The sequence below is a fragment of the Aerococcus kribbianus genome (assembly GCF_026805545.1).
GTDB classification, from domain to species: Bacteria; Bacillota; Bacilli; order Lactobacillales; family Aerococcaceae; genus Aerococcus; species Aerococcus kribbianus.
Map to the genome: position 1 here is coordinate 296,723 of NZ_JAPRFR010000001.1, position 19,945 is coordinate 316,667.

Below are 19,945 nucleotides of genomic sequence, written 5' to 3' on the forward strand. Positions count from 1 at the left end.
CCTAAGATTCTGTTCGATAGACTTCATAAATATCAGGGATATTATTAATTTTATCAATAATTTTATCTAATTGGTTGATATTCTGAATTAATACTTTCAATTTCAACTTAACAGTCGATGATTCGTGAGATACATTACCATTAATATTGGTAATTTTTTGGGTTAAAGGGGTAATAACTTGTAGAACCTCATTCAATAACCCTGACCGATCAAAGGCAATGACTTCAATTTCTACTTCATAAGTCATATCCGGGTCTTGGGCAGCCGTATCCTCCCAATCGACTTCAATCAAGCGATCTTGGATTTCAGGTGATAACTTAACATTATTACAGTCGCGACGGTGGACAGAGACCCCCCGTCCTTTGGTGATATAACCCACAATATCATCACCCGGTAAAGGATTACAACAATGAGCCAAACGAATCAAGAGGTTATTTGCTCCCTCAACAATGACCCCATTTTTATGACGAACGGTCATTTTTTGGGTCTTGCTTTTTTCTTTGTCGTGTTTTTCTGAATTTTCCTTGAGACTCATTTCAACGGAAACTTGTCGTTGTTCTTCTAACTTTTTCTTTCTTTCCTTTTCGGTGATTCGGTTGGCCACTGCGGTCGTCGATAACTCACCAAATCCAACGGCAGCAAATAAATCTTCACTGGCGGAGAAGTTGAAACGCGCTAAAAGTGCTTCTTCCATTTCTTTGCTATAAAGCTCTTTAAAAGAAAAACCTAATTCATCAACCGCATGTTCAACCATTTGCCGGCCCTTTTCAATATTTTCATCACGGACTTGTAGTTTAAAGAAGCGCTTGATTTTATTGCGGGCCCGACTAGTCGTAACCAAGTTAATCCAATCGCGACTAGGACCAGTAGAATTCTTTGATGTTAATATTTCGACAATATCCCCTGTTTTCAATTGATAGTTAAGGGGTTCAATCCGGTTATTGACTTTGGCTCCCACTGTTTTATTCCCTACTTCAGAGTGAATGGAGTAGGCAAAGTCAAGTGGACCCGACCCAGCTGGTAATTCAGTCACATCACCTTTAGGGGTGAAAACATAGACCTTGTCTTTGAAGATGTCTTCCTTGACACTCTGCATAAAATCAGTAGCATCATTGGATTCGTTTTGTAGTTCTTCAATTTGATTAAACCAATCCAATTGTGGCTGTAAGGGATTGTCTTTGACCTTAGAGTGGTCACCCAATTTATAAGCCCAATGAGCAGCTACCCCATATTCGGCTACCTCATGCATTTCAAAGGTTCGAATCTGAATTTCTACTGGCATGCCGAAATCTCCCATCACTGTAGTATGTAATGACTGGTAGAGGTTGGCTTTTGGCATGGCAATATAATCCTTGAAACGACCTGGCATGGGTTTCCAATTGGTGTGAATGATACCTAAAACGGCATAACAATCACGCACTGAATCTACTACAACCCGAATAGCCAAGAGATCATAAATTTGGCTAAAGTCCTTGTTTTGGTCTTTCATCTTCCGATAGATAGAATAAATATGTTTAGGACGGCCATAAATCTCAAAGTCATCACTAACCACTTCAGCGACGTGTCGTTTCAATTCCTCAATGGTGTTATTAATATAACGGTCACGCTCATTACGTTTGGAATCAATTAACTGTACAATACTATAGTAAGCTTCAGGATCAATATACCGCAGTGCAATGTCTTCTAATTCCCACTTAATTTGCGAAATCCCTAGGCGATCTGCCAAGGGAGCGTATATCTCCAAAGTTTCCTTGGAAATACTGACTTGTTTTTCTGGACGGTGGTATTTCAAAGTCCGCATATTATGTAGCCGGTCCGCTAATTTAACCATAATAACTCGCAGATCATTGGCCATAGCTAAAAGCATTTTTCGGTGGTTTTCCGCTAATTGTTCTTCGTGAGACTTAAACTTGAACTTACCTAATTTAGTGACCCCATCGACCAATTGAGCAATGGTGGGTGAGAAATGATAGGCAATATCATCGAGAGAAATACCAGTATCTTCAACCACATCATGCAAAAAACCAGTCGCTACTGTATCTGAGTCCATTTGTAACTCCGCTAGAATACCCGCAACTTGAACTGGGTGCATGAAATAAGGTTCTCCTGATTTACGCATCTGATCACGATGGGCACGCTCAGCAAAATTACTGGCTTTGATAACAATAGCCAAACGCTCCTTGTTCATATAGTCGCGACACTTGTTAATAACATCCATTTTGCTATAATCTTTATTTTTTGGCATATTGTCACCCCTCTCTATTATCTTTCTTTCCATTATAGCACGAATCATATATTAGACAAAAAACATAGTGCTAGCAGTAATTTAAAGCTCCAACTCATAAGACAAAGCCGTTAAGGCATACAATGGTGCTGTTTCGGCCCGTAAAATACGTGGTCCTAAACTACATAACTTGACATGGCTTCCAGCTTGGATTAAACACGCCACTTCATCTGGATGAATCCCTCCTTCTGGTCCAAAGAAGAAAGCAAGATGTTGACCAGCTTGCACTGCCTTCAAACTTTCCTTGAGTTGGCCATGTTGGCCAGCCTTGGCTGTTTCTTCAAAGGCAATTAAAAGACCATCATAAGCTTGAAGTGATTTTGCCACCTGGTCCACCGTCATTAAGTCAAGCACTTGAGGAATGACTGTACGATGGGACTGCTCAGCTGCTTGTTGGCAAATTTTTTGTAACCGGCTAATTTTTTTGCCAGCTTTCTGTGAAGTCCATTTAGTAATGGCATAGCGACTGGCTACCGGAACAATATAGTCCACCCCTAATTCAGTTGTTTTTTGCGCAATTAAATCAAACTTGTCTCCCTTGGGTAAACACACGAAGAGGGTCGTTGTCACTGGAAGTTCTTTGTTTTCTTCAACTCGCCTTAACAAGCGTGCTTGGAGCATTTTGTCGTCTATTCGGTTGATTTCAGCAACATAGGCCACTTGATTGCCCCCAACCAAATAAATTTCTTGGCCACTTTGCATCCGCATAACCCGAGAAACATGGTGGAATATCTCTCCCTCTAGAGTTACGCTTTGTCCTTCAGAAAGTAAATCTTCTTCAACAAAATAACGTTGCATCCGCTAGGCCCCCTTTATCGCCTTGATAGCGTACCAATCGCCTTTTTGAATAAGTAAATCGACTTGAAAATTTTGATCATTTAAGGCAACTTTGATGGTGTCTAGCTGATCATAATAAATGCCAGATAAGAGCAAGATGCCCTGAGCTTTGAGATTCGCATAAGCTTGAGGAATCAAAGGAAGTAATATATCGGCCAAAATATTAGCCGTAATCAAGTCAACCTGTTTAGTGATACCAGTTAGCTTATCGTTATAGGCGACATTGACTTGGTCCATATCAGTGTTGAGTTGGATATTGGCCTTGGCCGTGGTAATTACCGATTCATCATATTCATAAGCATCTACTGATTCGGCCCCTAATTTTTTAGCCGCAATCGCTAATATTCCTGATCCAGTCCCTACATCAATAACTTTCATTCCTTGGCGTATGGATGCTTCCATTAATAGTAAAATCAATGCGGTGGTGGGATGAGAACCCGTTCCAAAAGCCATTCCCGGATCAAGATAAATGCAGGTCTCTAAATCAATATTCGGCAAATAATCTTCCCAGACTGGTACAATACTCAAATATCGGCTGATTTGAATGGGATGATAGTAGTCCTTCCATTTGTTTTCCCATTCATCGCTCTGAATTTTTTCATAACGCATGGTATAAACAGTAATGGGATCATCGGTAAGGCTTTGATTATAAGTCGTAATATAGTCTTGTAATTCTGCTATAATTCCATCCATAGCTGCGTCTTCTGCAAAATACCCGAGAACTAAAGGATGATCCGCATAATCATCTTCTGGCAAGTCGCCAATAATGGTACCGTAACCATCATCTGGCAGTTGGGTGAAGTCTGATTTGTCCTTGATTGACACCCCAGTTGAGCCTAATAGCCAAAGATATTCACTAATCATTTCCACTGCTTGGTGATCCGTTTCAATCCATAATTCAATCCAATCCAAGCTTAACCCTCCAATCCAAGCAAGCCATAATCATAACGATCTAATGATTTACGGGTAGCAATAATCGATTCTAAAGATTTATTGGGCCAAGTTAGGTCGACTGTTAGCCGCTTGCCAGCCTCTAATTCCTGAATTTGTGTCCCTAAACGGTGGCTCAATTCCCGCATCCCCAATAATAAGGCCTCTAAATAGCCTTTTTCCGTTTTGTCGGCTTGATTAAATAAGGGCAAGATAATCTTTTTCGGTGTTTCCACCACTTGGTCAACAAGACCATCTAAGTGAAAAATCAGCTCATAATAACCGGAATCCACCACGGGTAAGTATATTTTGATGAAAACACTCTGTATATCTTCATGAACAATGATTTGCCAAGGGTAATTTGTGTCATAATGTTTTAATTCTGCTTGTAAGTAAGTGATAATATCTGTCATGGTATCCCACCTTTTCTATTTATTATACATGATTTTGTGAGTAAGCTCCCCTTAAAATAATGAAAAAAGCCGACAAATATCTGTACTCAATTATAAGGAAATTCTTCTTAGCCCTAAACCCTAAAGAAATCATTAAGGGCCAATAATTCTAATCGCTTTTACCGACAGATAACAATAAAATATGCTATAATTGGGAGTAGATTATTATTAATGGGGTGTAGTGATGGCTGAACGTAACTTAACAACCAAAGATATCCTACAAAAGCAGTTTAAACCTGCTCTTAGAGGATTTAACACAGAGGAAGTCGATGAATTCTTAGATCTAATTATTCGTGACTATGAATCTTATGAAAAAGAACTTGCTTATCTTCGTAATGAAGTCGATCGTTTGAAGCACCAATCAAGTAGTCAACGTAGCAATAAGACCACTAATGAAGGCAAGGAAAAATCCAGTGCTAGTGCTAATGTAGGTACCACAAATTACGATATTCTACGTCGCCTATCCAAATTAGAGAAAGCCGTCTTTGGCAACCAAAGCCGGTCTCAAGCACGTGATAACGATGACTCAGAAGACAATGATACTGTTGTTTACGAAAAATAATCCCCCTTTTTCATAGATTTATGGTATCATGTAATAATGTAAATTTCAGGTAATCGCGGGTAAAGTTATTTTACCTGAGGAAAGTCCATGCTCACACAAGCTGAGATGCTTGTAGTGTTCGTGTCTAGCGAAATCATAAGCTAGAGCCATGACGGCAGTTAAAAAAGCTAAGGCCTTTAGGCTATGCTTGAGTCAACTTGAAAGTGCCACAGAGACGATCTAAATATGAAAGTATTTAGCTGGAACGCGGTAAACCCCTCGAGTGAGCAACCCAAACTTTGGTCGGGGCGTTTGTCTTAAGGAATTCAACTAAAAGACAAGCTGTTTAACAGAGATAGATGATTACCAAACTTAGTATGATCCTGCATACTAAGGGAACAGAACATGGCTTATCGAAATTTACATCAGGTAAGGTTGGACCGTGTTCCAACCTTTTTTTATAATTAAAAACACAAAATAAATGGGAGGTTTCTATGACTAGCTATCAATTAATTGCTACTGCTGCAGCAGGTATCGAAGGCCTAGTCGGTAAAGAGCTCAAAGCCATGGGATATGACTGCCAAGTTGAAAACGGTCGTGTTCGTTTCCAAGGTGAGCTTGACGATATCGCTAAATGTAATCTTCACCTAAGAACTGCTGACCACATTAAAATTGTCATGGCCGAATTTAAAGCCATCACTTTTGACCAGCTATATGAAGGCGCTAAGGCGATTGCCTGGGAAGACATCCTCCCTATGGATGCCGAATTCCCAGTGACCGGAAAATCCGTCAAATCTAAATTACATTCTGTACCAAATTGCCAAAAAATGGTGAAGAAAGCCGCGGTCGACCGCTTAGCCAATGTTTACCACCGGCGCGGTCGTTTACCAGAAACTGGTGCTAAGTACCCCATCGAAGTCAGCCTCCATAAAGATGTGGCTCTAATTACTTTAGATACGACGGGGTCAAGTTTATTTAAACGAGGTTACCGGACCGAAAAAGGTGGTGCCCCACTGAAAGAAAACATGGCAGCCGCTATCATGAAACTGACTACTTGGTTCCCAGATAAACCCTTAGTGGATCCAACTTGTGGGTCTGGTACCCTGCTAATTGAGGCCGCCATGATGGGGATGAATATGGCTCCTGGCCTTAACCGCCACTTTGTCAGTGAAGACTGGGATATTTTCCAAAAAGCTGAATTTGACCACGCTCGTGAAGAAGCTCGCGCACAAATTGACCACGACATTCAATTAGATATTTTAGGCACTGATATTGATCATCGTATGATTACTATTGCTCAAGCCAATGCTCAAGCAGCTGGCGTCGGCCAACAAATAAGCTTTAAACAAATGCAAGTCGCTGACTTCACTACTGACAAGTCTTTCGGTATCATCGTTTCAAACCCGCCATATGGAGAGCGTTTGAATGACCAGGATTATGTTCATAACTTGTACCGAGAAATGGGACAAGTCTTCAGCCCCTTAAATACCTGGTCCAAGTATATCTTGACCTCTGATCTCGACTTTGAAAACTATTACGGCGAAAAAGCCACTAAGAAACGTAAACTCTATAATGGGTCTTTACGTACTGACCTCTTCCAATATTGGGGCGACCGCAAATAATAACTAGGTCGGCCTAGTTATCTTCTATATAATAACCTTATCAATTTGAAAGGCTGGGCAAATAGCCCAGCCTTTTATTTTTAAAAAGAGTACTTAATGTAAATTAAAAAAGCCAAAAGAGAAACACTTCAAAGTTTCTCTTTTGACGCGTGACTATCCATCTATTAAAACCTATCTCTTCCTAAATAAGGCAAAGCCAATTCCAACAATCAGCAGACCAAACAAGCCACTGACAGCCCACTGACCACCTGTAGTAGGTAAAGCGATACTGGTACCCTTTTCAAGATTTTTAGAATGGTCAATCTGGTCTATTACTTTCGATTGATCAAAATGATAGCCTTCATCTAAGTCTTGCTTCTTGTTTGTGGCAAGTGAGTTTACTGTTTTGTCGGCTTGCCCCTTATTAGCGGTTGCTGGGGGAACAACTACAACTCCATCACTCGGCAGGTCCTCATTAGTAGGTTCGCTTGCTAACGGTTGGCTAAGACTTAATAAGAGATAGTAAAGTAATTCTGAATGGGTGGCTAAATTGCTTTGAATTCGACCTGGGAAAGTCTGAGAGATAAAGTCAAGGTTATCTTTTTCTGTATGCATAATTGGTCCAGCTACTTTGGTCTGAACATAGCCGTCCTTATCTCCAAGTTCCCAGTTAGTGGATTCAAAATAAGCCACCGGAATTCCTGCTTGTCTAAAGGCAGCGTGGTCAGACCAGTCCCCTGTCTTACCAGCAGGGTAATCTGGATTCAAACCTGGATTAGTAGCAACATTAAGACCTAATTCTTCTGCCAATCTCCAAGCGGTTTCAGCTACCCAAGTATTATCGTCGATACCAGAGTAAACATAGGCTTGGTCACCAGCGGCTAGGGTATCTAAATTAATCATAGCAATGGTCTTATCACGTTGCAATGGCGACATTTGATCCACATAATATTGAGAGCCTTTTAAACCCACTTCTTCAGCACCAAAGGAAACAAAACGGATACCATAGCGAGTTCTTACCCCATAAAGCCGTTGCGCATTTTCTAGTAAAACACCCACACCAGAGGCATTATCATCAGCACCAGTAGAGCCGCCATCAGTGACAGAGTCATAATGAGCACCTAAAATAATTTCCTTGTCTTCTTCACCTGCCTTTAACGCAGAAATATTATGTGAGGTCTTTACTTCACCTTTATCAGCAAAATCAAACGCTTGGATATCTACATGGTAACCCATTGCTTGGAGTTGAGATACAATATAATCGCGAGCGGTGTATTCCTTTTCGGTTCCAGCAGGCCGACTACCAATGACTTGACCCAAGTTAGCCATATGGTCATAGGCCTGGACACCGTAATCAGTGTTTTCTTTTGAGGCATTAACCGATGATTTTTCGCCTGGTTCTTGGTCTAGCGTTTCTAAATCAGCATTCCCTTGCTCACTGTTACTTTCTCCAGAGCTTTGAACTTTAGCTTGCTCTTCAAGAGAATCCGTTTCATTATTCACTTCATTGACTACTTGCACTTGAGCTTCAGTGCTAGCCGTCCCAACTTGGCTTCCATCTTGAGCAGCCTGAACATTAGGCGTATTTAATGCAAATATAGCTGCCAAAGTCAAGCTTGATAAAAAAATAGGCCGAGTGTTTGATAATTTACCCAAATATTTCTCCATAAATGCATTCATAAAAAAACCTCCCATCTTTAATTATCTCTATTTTACGCCATAGTAAGCGTTTTATCAATTGTATGTATGAAGGATAACTAAAAAAGCCAAATCAGTCAGACTTGGCTTTTTAATAATTAACTTTGCATTTGTAAGGCTTGCTTGGCAAGATTATCCGCCCCACGATTATCACGTTCCGGTACCCATAGTAAATTAAATTGGTCAAAATCTGCTAAATCTTCGTTGATGCGGTGAGCTAAGCGATTATAGGTATTTTGCGGGTGATAATTTTTCTCAACGGCATCAAAAACTGTGCGCGAATCAGTTTGGCATAAGATAATTTCCCCTTCTTTATGGGCTTTCTTTAAGAGCTCAATAGCAATTCGTAAAGCCCAAAATTCTGCTTGATGGTTATCCATTTCTTGCTGCAAAGGGAATTTAAATGGCTTGGACTGCTTGTTTTCGTTCCAAACAATCCCTACACCTGCCTTGCCATATTGGTTGTCTACTGACCCATCAATGGACAATCTAATCATCTGCCAACCCCTCCTTATATTGACCTAATAAGGTCGTTACCGCTTGGTTGAGCTGTTCCCAGTCAGCAAATTTTTCTGGTGAAAGCTGCAAATGTTCATCAGCCTGGATAAAGTCGCTATAGATTAAAGAAATCAGCTCTTCTGCCGTTAACGCTAAATCACTGAAGAATGGATAAATTAAAGCTACAAACAGTTTCCATTGTGTTTCTAAATAAGCCATTACTTGAGGATTCTGATAATACTTAGCTGCGATAAAGTCATTTCCTGCTTGGAAAAAGTCGCTATCGACTAAATGCGTCAGATTCGCAGTATTGAACCCTTTTAATTCATGATGGATCGTAATCGTTTTAAACTCTTGTTCTGCTAGTTCTAAGTCCAAATAAGTCTCCAATAAATCCGTCACAAAAACTAGAGACGGAGTCCTTGCCAATAAATCTGCCCACTGTTGGTCCAACAACAAATCATCTTCCTGATGTAAAGCTTGAATAAAGTAAGCCTCATCATAAATAGCTAATTTCTCTCCCTGTAATGCCTTCTGCAATAATTGGTAGAAATGTCCTTTGTCTACTGTCTCATCTGCTTCAACAGTGAATTGCGCAAACAAGTCAGGAAAAATGGCTGATACTACCTCTTGCTTGATCACACGTACAGGAAAATCAACACTCAACCATTCTTTAACGAGATCTGGCCAGTCTATCCCCACATTATCATAATAATTGAGAACGACTTCGGTAAAATCTAAGCTTTGGCTTGAATTTCGGCCATAGAGAAAGTCTGACTCAGCAAAATCCTGGCTCGCAGACATTTCATTCATCAAATCGCCTAATTCCGCTATATTTAGAGCTTCTTCAATTAGATTTGACTCTAAAAAGAGCTCCACCGTCCGTTTCACAAAGTCTTTAGCAGTAGAAAAGGCATCACGGCCTTGGTTAAAGTATACAATGGCTAATGGATAATCCAAATCCTTATAAGCATCCACAGCCTTACGGATATAAGCATCCTCACTGTTAGGAAAGTTTATCGTATCTGACACAAGCACTCACCTCTCTATATTAGAGCCAATTATAGCACAATTCGCTAAAAAAGCCCCTCATCAGACCAGAAAAAAATGAGCTTGGTCTTACCAAGCTCACTCCAAATTAACACAATCGTGCTCTAATAATAACATAAATAATAATAATGCTAAATCATCAATTAGCTATATGTACAAATTCCTTAATATCTTTGAAATTAACAATGGTTTTCTCTAGACAGATATCGCGCATCACATTCTCGGAATAATCCCAATAGATTTCAACTACAGCAGAATTCGTTAAGAGTTTTTCTATGATACCAATCATTTCATGGTCACGGAAACTAAAACGAATTTCATCGCCGACTTCAGGTCGAACAGATTCCTTGACCTCATTAATAATTTCGATGGCATCATCGTAAGATAAATCCAGTAAAGCAGCGATTCGTGACTTAGATGTCCCACGTCGTAATTCAGACTCAACTAAAGACTGCATATTTGACGTCAACTTAATAGCCATAACTATCCCTCTTCTTTCTGTACATTAGCTACATGTTCCATTATATCACATTAATTGTGAAAAAGCCTGTGCTAGCTATTAGTATGCTATTGAGGCCTCAGTTATCACCATTTATTCTTGAAATTATTCTTTATTTTCGCTAAACTTTACTACGATTAAAAGGCTAGACACTACTGAATCGCCAGCTCAAAACCCTATTTATTTTTTTGAAAGGATTTCATCATGAACTATAAACATAAATACTTTGATTATCGTAATGAACGATCAAATGCTCTAGGAATAAGACGCAAAACCGAACAAGAGGTTGTTTCTAACCTCCACCAAGAAGTCGTTGATTATGCCAACCAAAATCAACTTACCATTATCCATATGGAATGTGTAAAAGACGGTATCACCAGTACAGTTGGTGTTTCAGTGATATTTGCTGACCAATAGAAAGTTTAGGACATTTTGTACTATCAATAAGTTAAATCACTAGACTAATGGATGAACTTTGGCTAATAGCGACCAAATCCTATTGAATAAAATAGCTAAACTAAAAGGATGGACTAATGGTCTGTCCTTTTTGATTATACCTTTTATTCCTTTTAAAAATAATTTTGTAAGCATTCTCTCTTACTGAATACACAAAAACGCAAATTATTCTTTATCTCATAAAATGTTATCCTTATAAAGGATAAAAATTCACTCAAAGATCCTTTTAGGAATTAATACTATTAATCAAGATTTAAATTATAGTTACGGTGTTAAAAATAGAGACACTATTGCCTGCAAATGATCTATAGACGTGATGTATTGGGAGGAAGACATAGTGAAGAAAATTATATTGGCGCTTTCCCTTTTTTAACAATTTGTATGGGTATTTTTATTACAGTCATACTCTACTCTGGTTATAAACTCTGGGATAATGGCTTTTTTGAGTCGGAATTAGTGGAATATCATTATCGTCTAAATGGTCGTGATGTTTATAGCATAGAATATCAAAGTGATTTTGATAAGTTTTATGATAAGCCTATTTTACTCGCCCTACACGGTAGTCAACGGTCAAGCGAAAATTATAAAACAAAATCTGAAGAAGGTGTAAGCTTCTATATCTACCAAAAAGAAAGGGCTTTGGAAAATAATTATCGCTCTTTAAGCATTAGTTTAGATACCGATGTGTGGGGAAACCAAGACGGAATTGAATCACTGAAGAAGTTATACCAATTAGAAGGACCGAGAGATCATTACAATCCCTATTGGACGCTATGGGCTACTTCTGCAGGTGGAGTCAATGCTTATCGGATGATTGCTGAGCAACCAGATCTGTTTCAAAAAATGATCGGTACCTTCCCTGTTTATGACACAGCACAAATGACCATTAATAATCCACGAGCTTATAGCTATTGGGATAGATACTACAATCCCGCTGATCACCCTGAAAAACTCTCTCAAGCAAATTTTTTAATTTTTCATGGAAGAGACGATGATGTAGTCGACTTAACCCTCCATTCAGGGCAGTTAAAAAACGACCTACCAGAAAATACCACATTAATTGATACAGTCGGTGGTCATTCCACTGATAATTTTTACATCTACAATGATGATTTAATTAATGACTTTCTTAATTATGACATTCAATTATAAGAAATTCTTCAAAATATTTATGATTATGGATTGTTTAATTTTTATAACGATTACGTTCAGACTAATTCAGTTAACTAGTTCCATACAAGACTCATTCTTAACAGGTCTTCTATAAGTGTTATCGTTTGCATTTATCTTAGGCAATGTTAAAATTAAATAAATGGTTTTTTATTTGTTCCATTTAGCCATTTGATTTTAAATTTGGCTATCCTGCAAATCCGTCAGCTATTTACATTTAGGAGGGAAGCTATGTAGGCAAAAGCTGTATATATTTATCATTAAAGTGACATATGTTATCTTTAATTATAGGTATCAAATGCTATAAAAATGACGATAATAGCCATTCATAGCAATGGTATAAGCTACTACTTATCAAGCCTGTGGAGTACCAGGGTAAATCTTTGGCCTAATCAGTTGGAATCATATTAGTCGTATACCCTATCACTAATCAATTCTAGGAGGAATTATGTTTATGAAAAAATTAGTTTTAATTGGTCTAGCAGCGATTGCTTTAGCCGCTTGTGGTAACCAAGACGATAATCAAAACAATCAAGAAAACAAAGATAATACGAGTGAAGTAAGTAGCAACAATAGCTCTGATGACGAAAGCGCCAATAGTAGCGAAAACAATGACGATCAAAATGAAAATGATGATAAAGACGATAACGATGATAAAGATGACAACGATAATAATGATGATGACAAAGACAATCAAAATGACTCAAATAACTCTGGAAATGATTCAAAAATCCAATTAGATACTGAGATCACTGATGATGACTTAATCACTGCAAAACTCATTTCAATCAAAAAAGATGTCGATGGTGATAATGATGACGATGATGATAACGATGATATCGAGATTGAAATGACGATTACTAACAATAGTGACAAAACCATTGTTGTTAAGGCTGATTCCGTTACCATCAACGGTGAAGAAATTGCCCCAGAAAATATCGAAATGGATGAAGATATTTCTTCTGGAGAAACTGATGATGCTGATTTAGAAATTGAAGACTTATCAAATGAAGGACTTCCAGAACTTGCTGGTGAATTAAGCTTCACACTTCATGTTATAGATGCTAATAGCCAAGAAAATATCGACTCTTATCAAGTCACTGCTAACTTAGACTAAATATAATTGGCTAGTTGATTAACATTTATGATAAGAAAATATAAACAAAAGGCTGGGACCAAAATCCCAGCCTTTTTACTTTATACAAGCACCGTTCGCTTGGTTGGATTCCAAAAGTCAGTAATGAAATAGCAGTACATCTTACTTATCATAAACTTTATTAGATGCCTAATAAAAAAATCGTTTAAAAACTTTTATAACAAGTATCTAAACGATTTTATTAATAATTCGAGCTTCTTCGTAAGCTTATTATGGAGGTGAGGGGATTTGAACCCCTGTCCAGACATTCCGAATGTCCAACTTTTACACTCATAGTTTATTGCTTATTAGCGCACTAGGGGCGAATAAACAAACCCGTCTAGATTGCTTGCCTGATTAATCTCTTTCTGTTGCTCCAGGCGGAAGCTTCAGACGTATCCCACTGCAATAGGACCCGGAACTAACACATGGGCGATGCTAGGCGGATCTTAGCTCACTGTTTTTAGGCAGCGAAAGCTAAAGTTTGGTTATCTTGTTTGTCAGTTAGATTTACTGTGACATTTTTACGAAGCTGTCTCTTCGAAATGTAGTTGAACTTCGGGGCATGCCTGTCGAATCCAATAACACCCCCGATTTATCAGTAACACCCATTATACCCCCTTTTCCGCTTTAAGTCAATAAAAGACCACCAAGATGAACTTGGTGGTCTCTTATATTTCTATATCAATTAATCATCCAAACGTGCTTTTCGCGCTAAAGCCATATCGGTACGGGTTTTATCATCAATATTCCATAAGAATTTGAAAGATAAGAATGAGAAGAAAGCACACACTGCTGGTCCCAACAAGTTTAAGATAATTAACCCAGATTGAGCCATTTCACTTTGAGGTTGACCTGCATTTGCTGCAGATTGACTATAGCCAATCCAACCAATCATTAAAACGACTAATGATTGAGCTAACATTTGACCAATACGACGAGTCAAGGAGAAGTTACCGTAAATGGAGCCCTCACTCCGTTTGCCAGTGATGTATTCATTATAGTCAATAGCTTCAGAAACCAAGCCCCATTGTAACTGAACTGACATCATCATAATTGCGAAGGCGATACTTACTAGAACAGCATAAACAATTGGCACGATGGTTGCACTCAATTGCCAAATATATAAACCAATAAAAATGGCAGTAGCGATTAATAAGTATGATTGGATCAATTTAACAGTTGTCCCAATTAAGCGTACCAAATAAGGCGAAATTAGTAAAAGCACAACTGGAATTCCTAATCCAATAGCAGATGCAGTGGACATTAATCCGATATCATTAAATACATCCCCATAAATATAAGGCATCGTGGTATTATACATCGTTTGACCAAAAACAATCACGATAGAGTGTAAACATAAGGACATAAATGCCCGGTTTTTCTTAACGGTATCAAAGATATCCGTAATTTTTGCTGGCTCACTTTGCTCTTCTGCAGCAAGTTTAGCTTTGACATTCCGTTCTTCTGTTCCCCAGTAATGAATGTAAACCAAAATACCACCAAGAATAGCGGCAAAGGTACCAGCTACAGCATATCCCATTGCATTTTCCCCTAAATTACTAAGAATTATTGGAATAATCATTGCTGCAACTAAGTTACCTAGTGTTGATCCCATTCCCCGAGCAGATGAAAGTGTCGTCCGTTCGGTATCATTTAAGGCCATAACCCCTAGAATAGATCCCATGGCAATATTCATCATGGTATAACCCAACTCATATACTATTTTAACGAGGAATAAAGCAACAATCTGAATCATCCCATCAAATAAAGAAGGAACAGAAAATAGTGCGATTAAGCCCAAGACAATTAAGGGAATAGAACGTAAAATCCAAGGTCTAAATTTATCCTTATGATTAGAGGACTTAGCAAATGATTTATCCATAAAGATTCCCATCATCGGGTCATTAATCATATCCCAAGCGTTCCAAATTAATAATAAAATTGATAAGGTACTAAATGAAATACCTAAGATATTAGTAATGTAACGATTCATATAGGTCGTTACCATTACTAAGGTCGCCACTCCACCTGCATCCCCGGATAAATACCCTATTTTGTGTTTAGCTGTTAAATAAGACTTGTTATCGTCTTCTAGTGGTGGGTTGGGTACCTTATTAGTATTACCCATCCGTAAGTCTTTTTCTGCCATATTAAACCCTCTTTCCTATTACAGTAATATAAAACAATAATTGCAAAAAATCGTGAAATCCCTTACAAACATAATTTACCAAAGTAAGCGTTTTCTATCAATGAGCAAATTATTTTTTATGTTTATTAATCGACACTTTCTGTTATAATGTAGTTAAACTACTAGGGAGGGGTATAATGACAAATTTAGATCGGCGTAGTCGAAAGACACGAAATGCAATAAACTCTGCATTTTGGGAATTATTGCAAAGTCAACATTTTGATAAGATTGCCATTCGTGATATCACTGAGGCAGCTGATATTAATCGATCCACCTTCTATCTTCATTATTATGATAAATATGACCTACTCCAGCAGGCCATAAATGACTTACTTAATCAGTTCTCGCAACCAAATCCAGTGGGGACCACTTCTTTTCATGATATGACATTAGCTCATTATATGAATTCCATGGATAATATCAATCGCAATTTCACAGAATTTCGCACCCTATTTTCTCAGGCAGATCTTTTTGATTTTCAAGAATGGTTAGCCGATATTTATTATCAACGAGAAGGTCTTAGTCATGATTTTTCTAGTGAAGAAGCGGCTGATTTAGAGTTTACAATTGCTTATTTTACTGCTGCTATGGCTGGAACGATAAAATGGTGGCTTAAACATGACCGTCCCCTGCCTTATGAGCAAACAGCAAAAAAATTATATGCCATTCACAAACAAATATTCCCCGCCAAAAAAGGAGACTAGTCCATTCGACTAATCTCCTTTTCTCATCCTATTATTCACTAATAAAATGATCCGTTTGATTATAAGCCTCAAGGTGATATAAACCATTTTGATAGCGAACAATAGACACTGAAGCATTGTCCAAAAGGCCATCGATTTGGAAGCCAGGTATCAATTCATGAATCATATTCCGAATAGTCATCCCGTGGCTAACGATTAAGATGGTTTTATCACTTTCTCGGTGTTTGGTGATCACATCAATTAATCCCAGTTCTACCCGCATCCAAAAGGTCATAAAATCTTCCGCATCGTGATAAGGGTCAATTTCTTTCATCAGGTTTAATTCTTGTTTTACCGCATCATCCGCTAAAAAGCTTGAATAAGTGCCTTGGTCTTGGCTAACTTCTTGACCAATCCTATCCCAAATTTCTTGAGCCGGTAAACCTTCTAATGACCCAAAAAAGACTTCACGGAATTCAGGTCGCTTTTCAATGGTCAACTCATCGTTGGCGTAATTGTTGTTAGCTAAAACAATTTCAGCTGTTTTCACTGTCCGTTGCAAATCGGAAGTATACACGGCTTGGAAATCAACATCAGCCAAACCACGAGCAGAGCGTAAAACATCAGCCTCACCTTCTGGGGTCAACGGTGCATCCGCCCAACCTTGCATCCGATTATATTTATTTAGATATGTCTGCGCATGGCGCATAAAGTAGATGGTTACTCCTTTAGACATAGCAATCATCCTTTCATGGTTGCGTTATTTTATATATGGTTTAATTGTACCATTTCTATATGCATTTAATAAATCTTTTAAGTCAATAACTTGTTCTTCCAGAGCTATCCCTACGTCCGTTTGTCTTACGGTCATACGATCGAGTTCTTTATCAACAACTCGGCGTGTCGAAACAATATCTTTTTCATTGACGACAGCATCTTCAATCGAAGAAAAAGGCTGATGAGTCACCAATTGCATTCCAAACGAATTATAAAGCAAGGTATAACCAGCTAGACCAGTTGTTTTTTGATAGGCTTTGGAAAAACCGCCATCTATTACTAAGAGCTTACCATCTGCCTTAATTGGATTTTCACCTTTACGTTCCTTGACCGGCGTATGGCCATTGACGATATGGCCTTTTTGTGGGTCGACTCCAAATTCACATAAGATAGATTCAACGTGTTGACTGTGATTTCGAAATTCGTAATAAATATTTTTGTATTCTTCATGGGTTTCTTTATCAACCACAAAATAACGTTCGAAAGTCGTCATTTTTTCTTTGCCGAATAAGGTTGACCCTTCACCTTGCCAGAGATACCACACATAATCTAAGCAGGGATTTTCTTTGCTCCCTTCTTCTTTATAGGCTTGGCGCAAAATTTGTTCAAACTTTTCAAACAAGGCTTGACCCGATAAATTTTCACCTGCAATAGGAATAGTCATAAAACTGCCATCTGGGTTCATAGGAATGCAGCCATGATAGAGCAAGTTATCATTATAAACCTTATAGAGACTGCCTTTACTGTAAAGGAAGGCGATATGTTTTTGCAGTTTCTCACTGTTCAAAAAACCAGCCTGCAATTTTTCCATAACCCATTCCTCTTCTTCAGTTAATTGGTAGGGATTATTAGGATCAACGGTAGGAAAAGAATGATTCTCTAAGGGATAAACCTTGCCATCGATAGTAATAGTAAACTTATCATAATCGATCTTATCTAATAAGAGTCGGTCATCCGTTTGAAATTCAGGATGTCGGTCAATAACAGCTTTCTCCATCTTAAACTGAATCATTGCAATGGCCATATGCATACGGGCAATTTGCTTGCTTTCTTCAGGGAGGTGAATCAGATCAGGATCAATTTTAGGCATAAAACCGTTAAGATCAGCATCTCGATACACTTTTTCCGCAAAACTCAGCAAGGGCCGCAAAGAAATCCCATAAGCATCTTCAATAATATTCAGATTATCATAACGAGCACAAATTCTTACTACATTGGCCAATAAGAGTCGTGACCCAGAGGCAGCACCCATCCAAATAATATCATGGTTACCCCATTGGATATCTAAGGATTTTTTCTTCATCAATAAGTCAATAATTTTATCCGGAGCTGGACCCCGGTCATAAATATCTCCTAAAACATGTAGATGGTCAACCACTAATTCTTGAATCAATTGAGAAAAGGCCTGTATCAAACGGTCAGCGGCTCCCAAGGAAATCACATTATTGATAATATCATGGTAATAGTCTTCCTTGTTACTCAAGATGGAATCCTTAAAAAGAAGTTCCTCCATAATATAGGCCATATCTTTGGGCATAGCCTTACGTACCTTAGACCGGGTATATTTAGAAACCACAAATTGGCCTAATTCAACCAGTTCGGAAATAGTTGTGGTAAAGAACTCCTGTTTTTCCCCGTCAGTCATGTCTTGGGTCAATACTTGCAATTTTTCCTGGGGGTAATAGACGATGGTAGCTAATTGGTTGATTTCTTGCTTAGTTAGCCGTTCTTGAAAGACTTCACGAATTTTTTCTTTAATATTTCCTGATCCATTGCGCAAGACATGGGACACAGCATCGTATTCCCCATGTAAATCAGACAAATAATGTTCCGTAGCCTTTGGGAGCTCCATAATGGCCTCTAAATTTATAATTTCCGTAGTCACACTAGGAATATCAGGAAACTTTTGTGATAAGAGTTGTAGGTAGCGTAAATTTTGACTCATTGCTCTTTTCCTTTCTAATAATGATATCTTTAATTACTAATTATAGTAGAATAGTTGGAAATAAAAAAGCAAAAATCAACAATTTAATGTACTTCGTTCTTAACCTTATACAATCATATGTTATAATAAAAAAAGAAAAGAAAAAAATATGAGGTATGCTAGTTATGACATCTACAATCAATTCTAGAAATCAGATTTGCAAGATGAATATCCAATTCCAAAGCATTTCTAGGAAAAAAGATATTGACCAACTAACAATAAATGCTGTTCCAACCGAGAACAATCAAACAAGCCTTGGCATAGTTTATTTTCAAAGCGGTGAGGGAACCATTAGCAATGAAAATCATTTCTTATCTTGCCAAGCTCATCAATGTTGTTTTCTTGATTTAACTGCTGACCATGAAATTAAGACCACAGCAAATGGCAGCCAAGCTTTAATTCTAGTGTTTTCTCTCAATGCGGCCTTTGCTGATTTTACTTTCAATCAAGTCATGCGCCCCAAATCTACTCATTTAGAAAGTTACCTTAATGAAATTTACCAAGAATTTCACGCAGGCGATTATGTCTTATGTCAATTACTTACTGAGCTCATTACCACCAAGTATATCAACCAGTTTAATCTCCAAGCATCCTATGATAGCGAGCAGTCCCTGTCGGCAAGAAAAGTCAGTAAGGCCAAAGACTACATTCACAGCCACTATGATGAAAAAATAAATCTCGCTTTATTGGCAGAAATCACAGATGTCAATAGGTTTTATTTAGTTCACATGTTCAAGGAACATACTGGCATGTCCCCCATTGAATATCTTATCAGTTTCCGGGTCGACCAAGCCAAATACCTCTTGCAACATTCCAACTTAACCATTGCTAAAATTGCTGATACGGTTGGTTTTTCTTCACAATCTTACTTCTCTAAAACCTTCAAACGTTACACCCAAACGAATCCCTCCAACTTCCGGAAAAACCACAATAAACATTAAAATAGCCATGAACCGGTTAACGAATACAATTTACCTTAATGCCACATTCAACTATTAATTCGCTTTGAACAAAGAGAGGCTGGGACTTTTGTCCCAGCCTCATTATAATATACGAACATTTCTCTTTTATCGAATATTTACCCAAAAGTCTTTGATAACTTACTACTATGGTCAGTCTTTTGATACAAATAATCTTCTGTCTTACCGCTTTTTATCAC

At 38.1% G+C, this 19,945-nt stretch carries 18 protein-coding genes and 2 other RNA genes; 8 read left to right on the forward strand and 12 right to left on the reverse strand.

All coding sequences use genetic code 11. The features are described from left to right. Position 1: 1 nt before the first annotated feature. The 4 genes from OW157_RS01390 to OW157_RS01405 all read right to left on the reverse strand — a co-directional run bounded on the left by OW157_RS01390 (position 2) and on the right by OW157_RS01405 (position 4,464). Entirely contained in the window at positions 2-2,245 is a 2,244-nt protein-coding gene (locus tag OW157_RS01390) for a RelA/SpoT family protein (protein WP_268751545.1), read from the reverse strand. An 81-nt stretch (positions 2,246-2,326) separates the two neighbouring features. After that, positions 2,327-3,082 carry a 16S rRNA (uracil(1498)-N(3))-methyltransferase gene (locus OW157_RS01395; RefSeq protein ID WP_268751546.1) on the reverse strand — a complete coding sequence of 252 codons (756 nt, stop codon included), beginning with the start codon at positions 3,080-3,082 and terminating at the stop codon, positions 2,327-2,329. Between the two features lie 3 nt (positions 3,083-3,085). Next, positions 3,086-4,033, reverse strand: coding sequence for a 50S ribosomal protein L11 methyltransferase (gene prmA / locus OW157_RS01400; RefSeq protein ID WP_268751547.1), 948 nt, complete (start codon positions 4,031-4,033; stop codon positions 3,086-3,088). A 2-nt stretch (positions 4,034-4,035) separates the two neighbouring features. Next, positions 4,036-4,464, reverse strand: coding sequence for a hypothetical protein (locus OW157_RS01405; RefSeq protein WP_268751548.1), 429 nt, complete (start codon positions 4,462-4,464; stop codon positions 4,036-4,038). 223 nt (positions 4,465-4,687) lie between these two features. Between OW157_RS01405 and gpsB the strand changes: the two genes are divergently transcribed. The 3 genes from gpsB to OW157_RS01420 all read left to right on the forward strand — a co-directional run bounded on the left by gpsB (position 4,688) and on the right by OW157_RS01420 (position 6,666). After that, positions 4,688-5,065 (forward strand): cell division regulator GpsB, encoded by a 378-nt coding sequence (gpsB, locus tag OW157_RS01410; protein WP_268751549.1) that lies wholly within the window; start codon positions 4,688-4,690, stop codon positions 5,063-5,065. A 41-nt stretch (positions 5,066-5,106) separates the two neighbouring features. After that, positions 5,107-5,462: RNase P RNA component class B (gene rnpB, locus OW157_RS01415), an RNA gene on the forward strand. A 76-nt stretch (positions 5,463-5,538) separates the two neighbouring features. Further along, a complete protein-coding gene (locus OW157_RS01420) occupies positions 5,539-6,666 on the forward strand; it encodes a THUMP domain-containing class I SAM-dependent RNA methyltransferase (protein WP_268751550.1) in 1,128 nt (375 codons plus the stop codon). A gap of 171 nt (positions 6,667-6,837) precedes the next feature. On the opposite strand, the gene OW157_RS01425 is transcribed toward OW157_RS01420, so the two are convergent. The 4 genes from OW157_RS01425 to OW157_RS01440 all read right to left on the reverse strand — a co-directional run bounded on the left by OW157_RS01425 (position 6,838) and on the right by OW157_RS01440 (position 10,372). Further along, positions 6,838-8,325: a M28 family peptidase gene (locus OW157_RS01425; RefSeq protein WP_268751551.1), complete on the reverse strand. Its 1,488-nt coding sequence runs from the start codon at positions 8,323-8,325 to the stop codon at positions 6,838-6,840. 116 nt (positions 8,326-8,441) lie between these two features. Next, positions 8,442-8,840, reverse strand: a complete 399-nt coding sequence (locus OW157_RS01430) for a ribonuclease HI family protein (RefSeq protein ID WP_268751552.1) — start codon at positions 8,838-8,840, stop codon at positions 8,442-8,444. Next, positions 8,833-9,873, reverse strand: coding sequence for a hypothetical protein (locus tag OW157_RS01435; protein WP_268751553.1), 1,041 nt, complete (start codon positions 9,871-9,873; stop codon positions 8,833-8,835). Before OW157_RS01435 ends, OW157_RS01430 begins: the two co-directional genes overlap by 8 nt. 157 nt (positions 9,874-10,030) lie before the next feature. Beyond that, entirely contained in the window at positions 10,031-10,372 is a 342-nt protein-coding gene (locus tag OW157_RS01440) for a DUF2187 family protein (RefSeq protein ID WP_268751554.1), read from the reverse strand. Positions 10,373-10,594: 222 nt separating this feature from the next. Here OW157_RS01440 and OW157_RS01445 point away from each other — a divergent pair, with 222 nt between their 5' ends. The 3 genes from OW157_RS01445 to OW157_RS01455 all read left to right on the forward strand — a co-directional run bounded on the left by OW157_RS01445 (position 10,595) and on the right by OW157_RS01455 (position 13,133). Then, a complete protein-coding gene (locus OW157_RS01445) occupies positions 10,595-10,807 on the forward strand; it encodes a hypothetical protein (RefSeq protein WP_268751555.1) in 213 nt (70 codons plus the stop codon). Between the two features lie 360 nt (positions 10,808-11,167). Beyond that, the gene (locus OW157_RS01450; protein ID WP_268751556.1) at positions 11,168-11,998 is read left to right on the forward strand and encodes an alpha/beta hydrolase family protein; all 831 of its coding nucleotides are present in this window, start codon (positions 11,168-11,170) and stop codon (positions 11,996-11,998) included. A 472-nt stretch (positions 11,999-12,470) separates the two neighbouring features. Then, positions 12,471-13,133 (forward strand): hypothetical protein, encoded by a 663-nt coding sequence (locus OW157_RS01455; RefSeq protein ID WP_268751557.1) that lies wholly within the window; start codon positions 12,471-12,473, stop codon positions 13,131-13,133. A 249-nt stretch (positions 13,134-13,382) separates the two neighbouring features. On the opposite strand, the gene ssrA is transcribed toward OW157_RS01455, so the two are convergent. Both ssrA and OW157_RS01465 read right to left on the reverse strand, forming a co-directional pair. Beyond that, positions 13,383-13,743, reverse strand: a transfer-messenger RNA (tmRNA) gene (ssrA, locus tag OW157_RS01460). A gap of 96 nt (positions 13,744-13,839) precedes the next feature. Beyond that, positions 13,840-15,303: an MFS transporter gene (locus OW157_RS01465; protein ID WP_268751558.1), complete on the reverse strand. Its 1,464-nt coding sequence runs from the start codon at positions 15,301-15,303 to the stop codon at positions 13,840-13,842. 176 nt (positions 15,304-15,479) lie between these two features. Between OW157_RS01465 and OW157_RS01470 the strand changes: the two genes are divergently transcribed. After that, a complete protein-coding gene (locus OW157_RS01470; protein WP_268751559.1) occupies positions 15,480-16,046 on the forward strand; it encodes a TetR/AcrR family transcriptional regulator in 567 nt (188 codons plus the stop codon). A 31-nt stretch (positions 16,047-16,077) separates the two neighbouring features. Here OW157_RS01470 and OW157_RS01475 read toward each other — a convergent pair whose 3' ends face one another. Both OW157_RS01475 and OW157_RS01480 read right to left on the reverse strand, forming a co-directional pair. Continuing rightward, positions 16,078-16,761, reverse strand: coding sequence for a histidine phosphatase family protein (locus tag OW157_RS01475; protein ID WP_268751560.1), 684 nt, complete (start codon positions 16,759-16,761; stop codon positions 16,078-16,080). A 24-nt stretch (positions 16,762-16,785) separates the two neighbouring features. Further along, positions 16,786-18,747 carry a fructose-1,6-bisphosphatase gene (locus tag OW157_RS01480; protein ID WP_268752767.1) on the reverse strand — a complete coding sequence of 654 codons (1,962 nt, stop codon included), beginning with the start codon at positions 18,745-18,747 and terminating at the stop codon, positions 16,786-16,788. Positions 18,748-18,911: 164 nt separating this feature from the next. On the opposite strand from OW157_RS01480, the gene OW157_RS01485 reads away from it, so the two are divergent. After that, positions 18,912-19,727 (forward strand): helix-turn-helix transcriptional regulator, encoded by an 816-nt coding sequence (locus tag OW157_RS01485; protein ID WP_268751562.1) that lies wholly within the window; start codon positions 18,912-18,914, stop codon positions 19,725-19,727. Positions 19,728-19,945: the final 218 nt, after the last annotated feature.

Bases quoted from the DNA above. Each gene is read 5' to 3' on its own strand.
- OW157_RS01390 (WP_268751545.1), bottom strand. From the start codon at position 2,245: ATGCCAAAAAATAAAGATTATAGCAAAATGGATGTTATTAACAAGTGT.
- OW157_RS01395 (WP_268751546.1), bottom strand. From the start codon at position 3,082: ATGCAACGTTATTTTGTTGAAGAAGATTTACTTTCTGAAGGACAAAGC.
- OW157_RS01405 (WP_268751548.1), bottom strand. From the start codon at position 4,464: ATGACAGATATTATCACTTACTTACAAGCAGAATTAAAACATTATGAC.
- gpsB (WP_268751549.1), top strand. From the start codon at position 4,688: ATGGCTGAACGTAACTTAACAACCAAAGATATCCTACAAAAGCAGTTT.
- OW157_RS01420 (WP_268751550.1), top strand. From the start codon at position 5,539: ATGACTAGCTATCAATTAATTGCTACTGCTGCAGCAGGTATCGAAGGC.
- OW157_RS01425 (WP_268751551.1), bottom strand. From the start codon at position 8,325: ATGAATGCATTTATGGAGAAATATTTGGGTAAATTATCAAACACTCGG.
- OW157_RS01430 (WP_268751552.1), bottom strand. From the start codon at position 8,840: ATGATTAGATTGTCCATTGATGGGTCAGTAGACAACCAATATGGCAAG.
- OW157_RS01440 (WP_268751554.1), bottom strand. From the start codon at position 10,372: ATGGCTATTAAGTTGACGTCAAATATGCAGTCTTTAGTTGAGTCTGAA.
- OW157_RS01445 (WP_268751555.1), top strand. From the start codon at position 10,595: ATGAACTATAAACATAAATACTTTGATTATCGTAATGAACGATCAAAT.
- OW157_RS01455 (WP_268751557.1), top strand. From the start codon at position 12,471: ATGAAAAAATTAGTTTTAATTGGTCTAGCAGCGATTGCTTTAGCCGCT.
- OW157_RS01465 (WP_268751558.1), bottom strand. From the start codon at position 15,303: ATGGCAGAAAAAGACTTACGGATGGGTAATACTAATAAGGTACCCAAC.
- OW157_RS01470 (WP_268751559.1), top strand. From the start codon at position 15,480: ATGACAAATTTAGATCGGCGTAGTCGAAAGACACGAAATGCAATAAAC.
- OW157_RS01475 (WP_268751560.1), bottom strand. From the start codon at position 16,761: ATGTCTAAAGGAGTAACCATCTACTTTATGCGCCATGCGCAGACATAT.
- OW157_RS01480 (WP_268752767.1), bottom strand. From the start codon at position 18,747: ATGAGTCAAAATTTACGCTACCTACAACTCTTATCACAAAAGTTTCCT.
- OW157_RS01485 (WP_268751562.1), top strand. From the start codon at position 18,912: ATGACATCTACAATCAATTCTAGAAATCAGATTTGCAAGATGAATATC.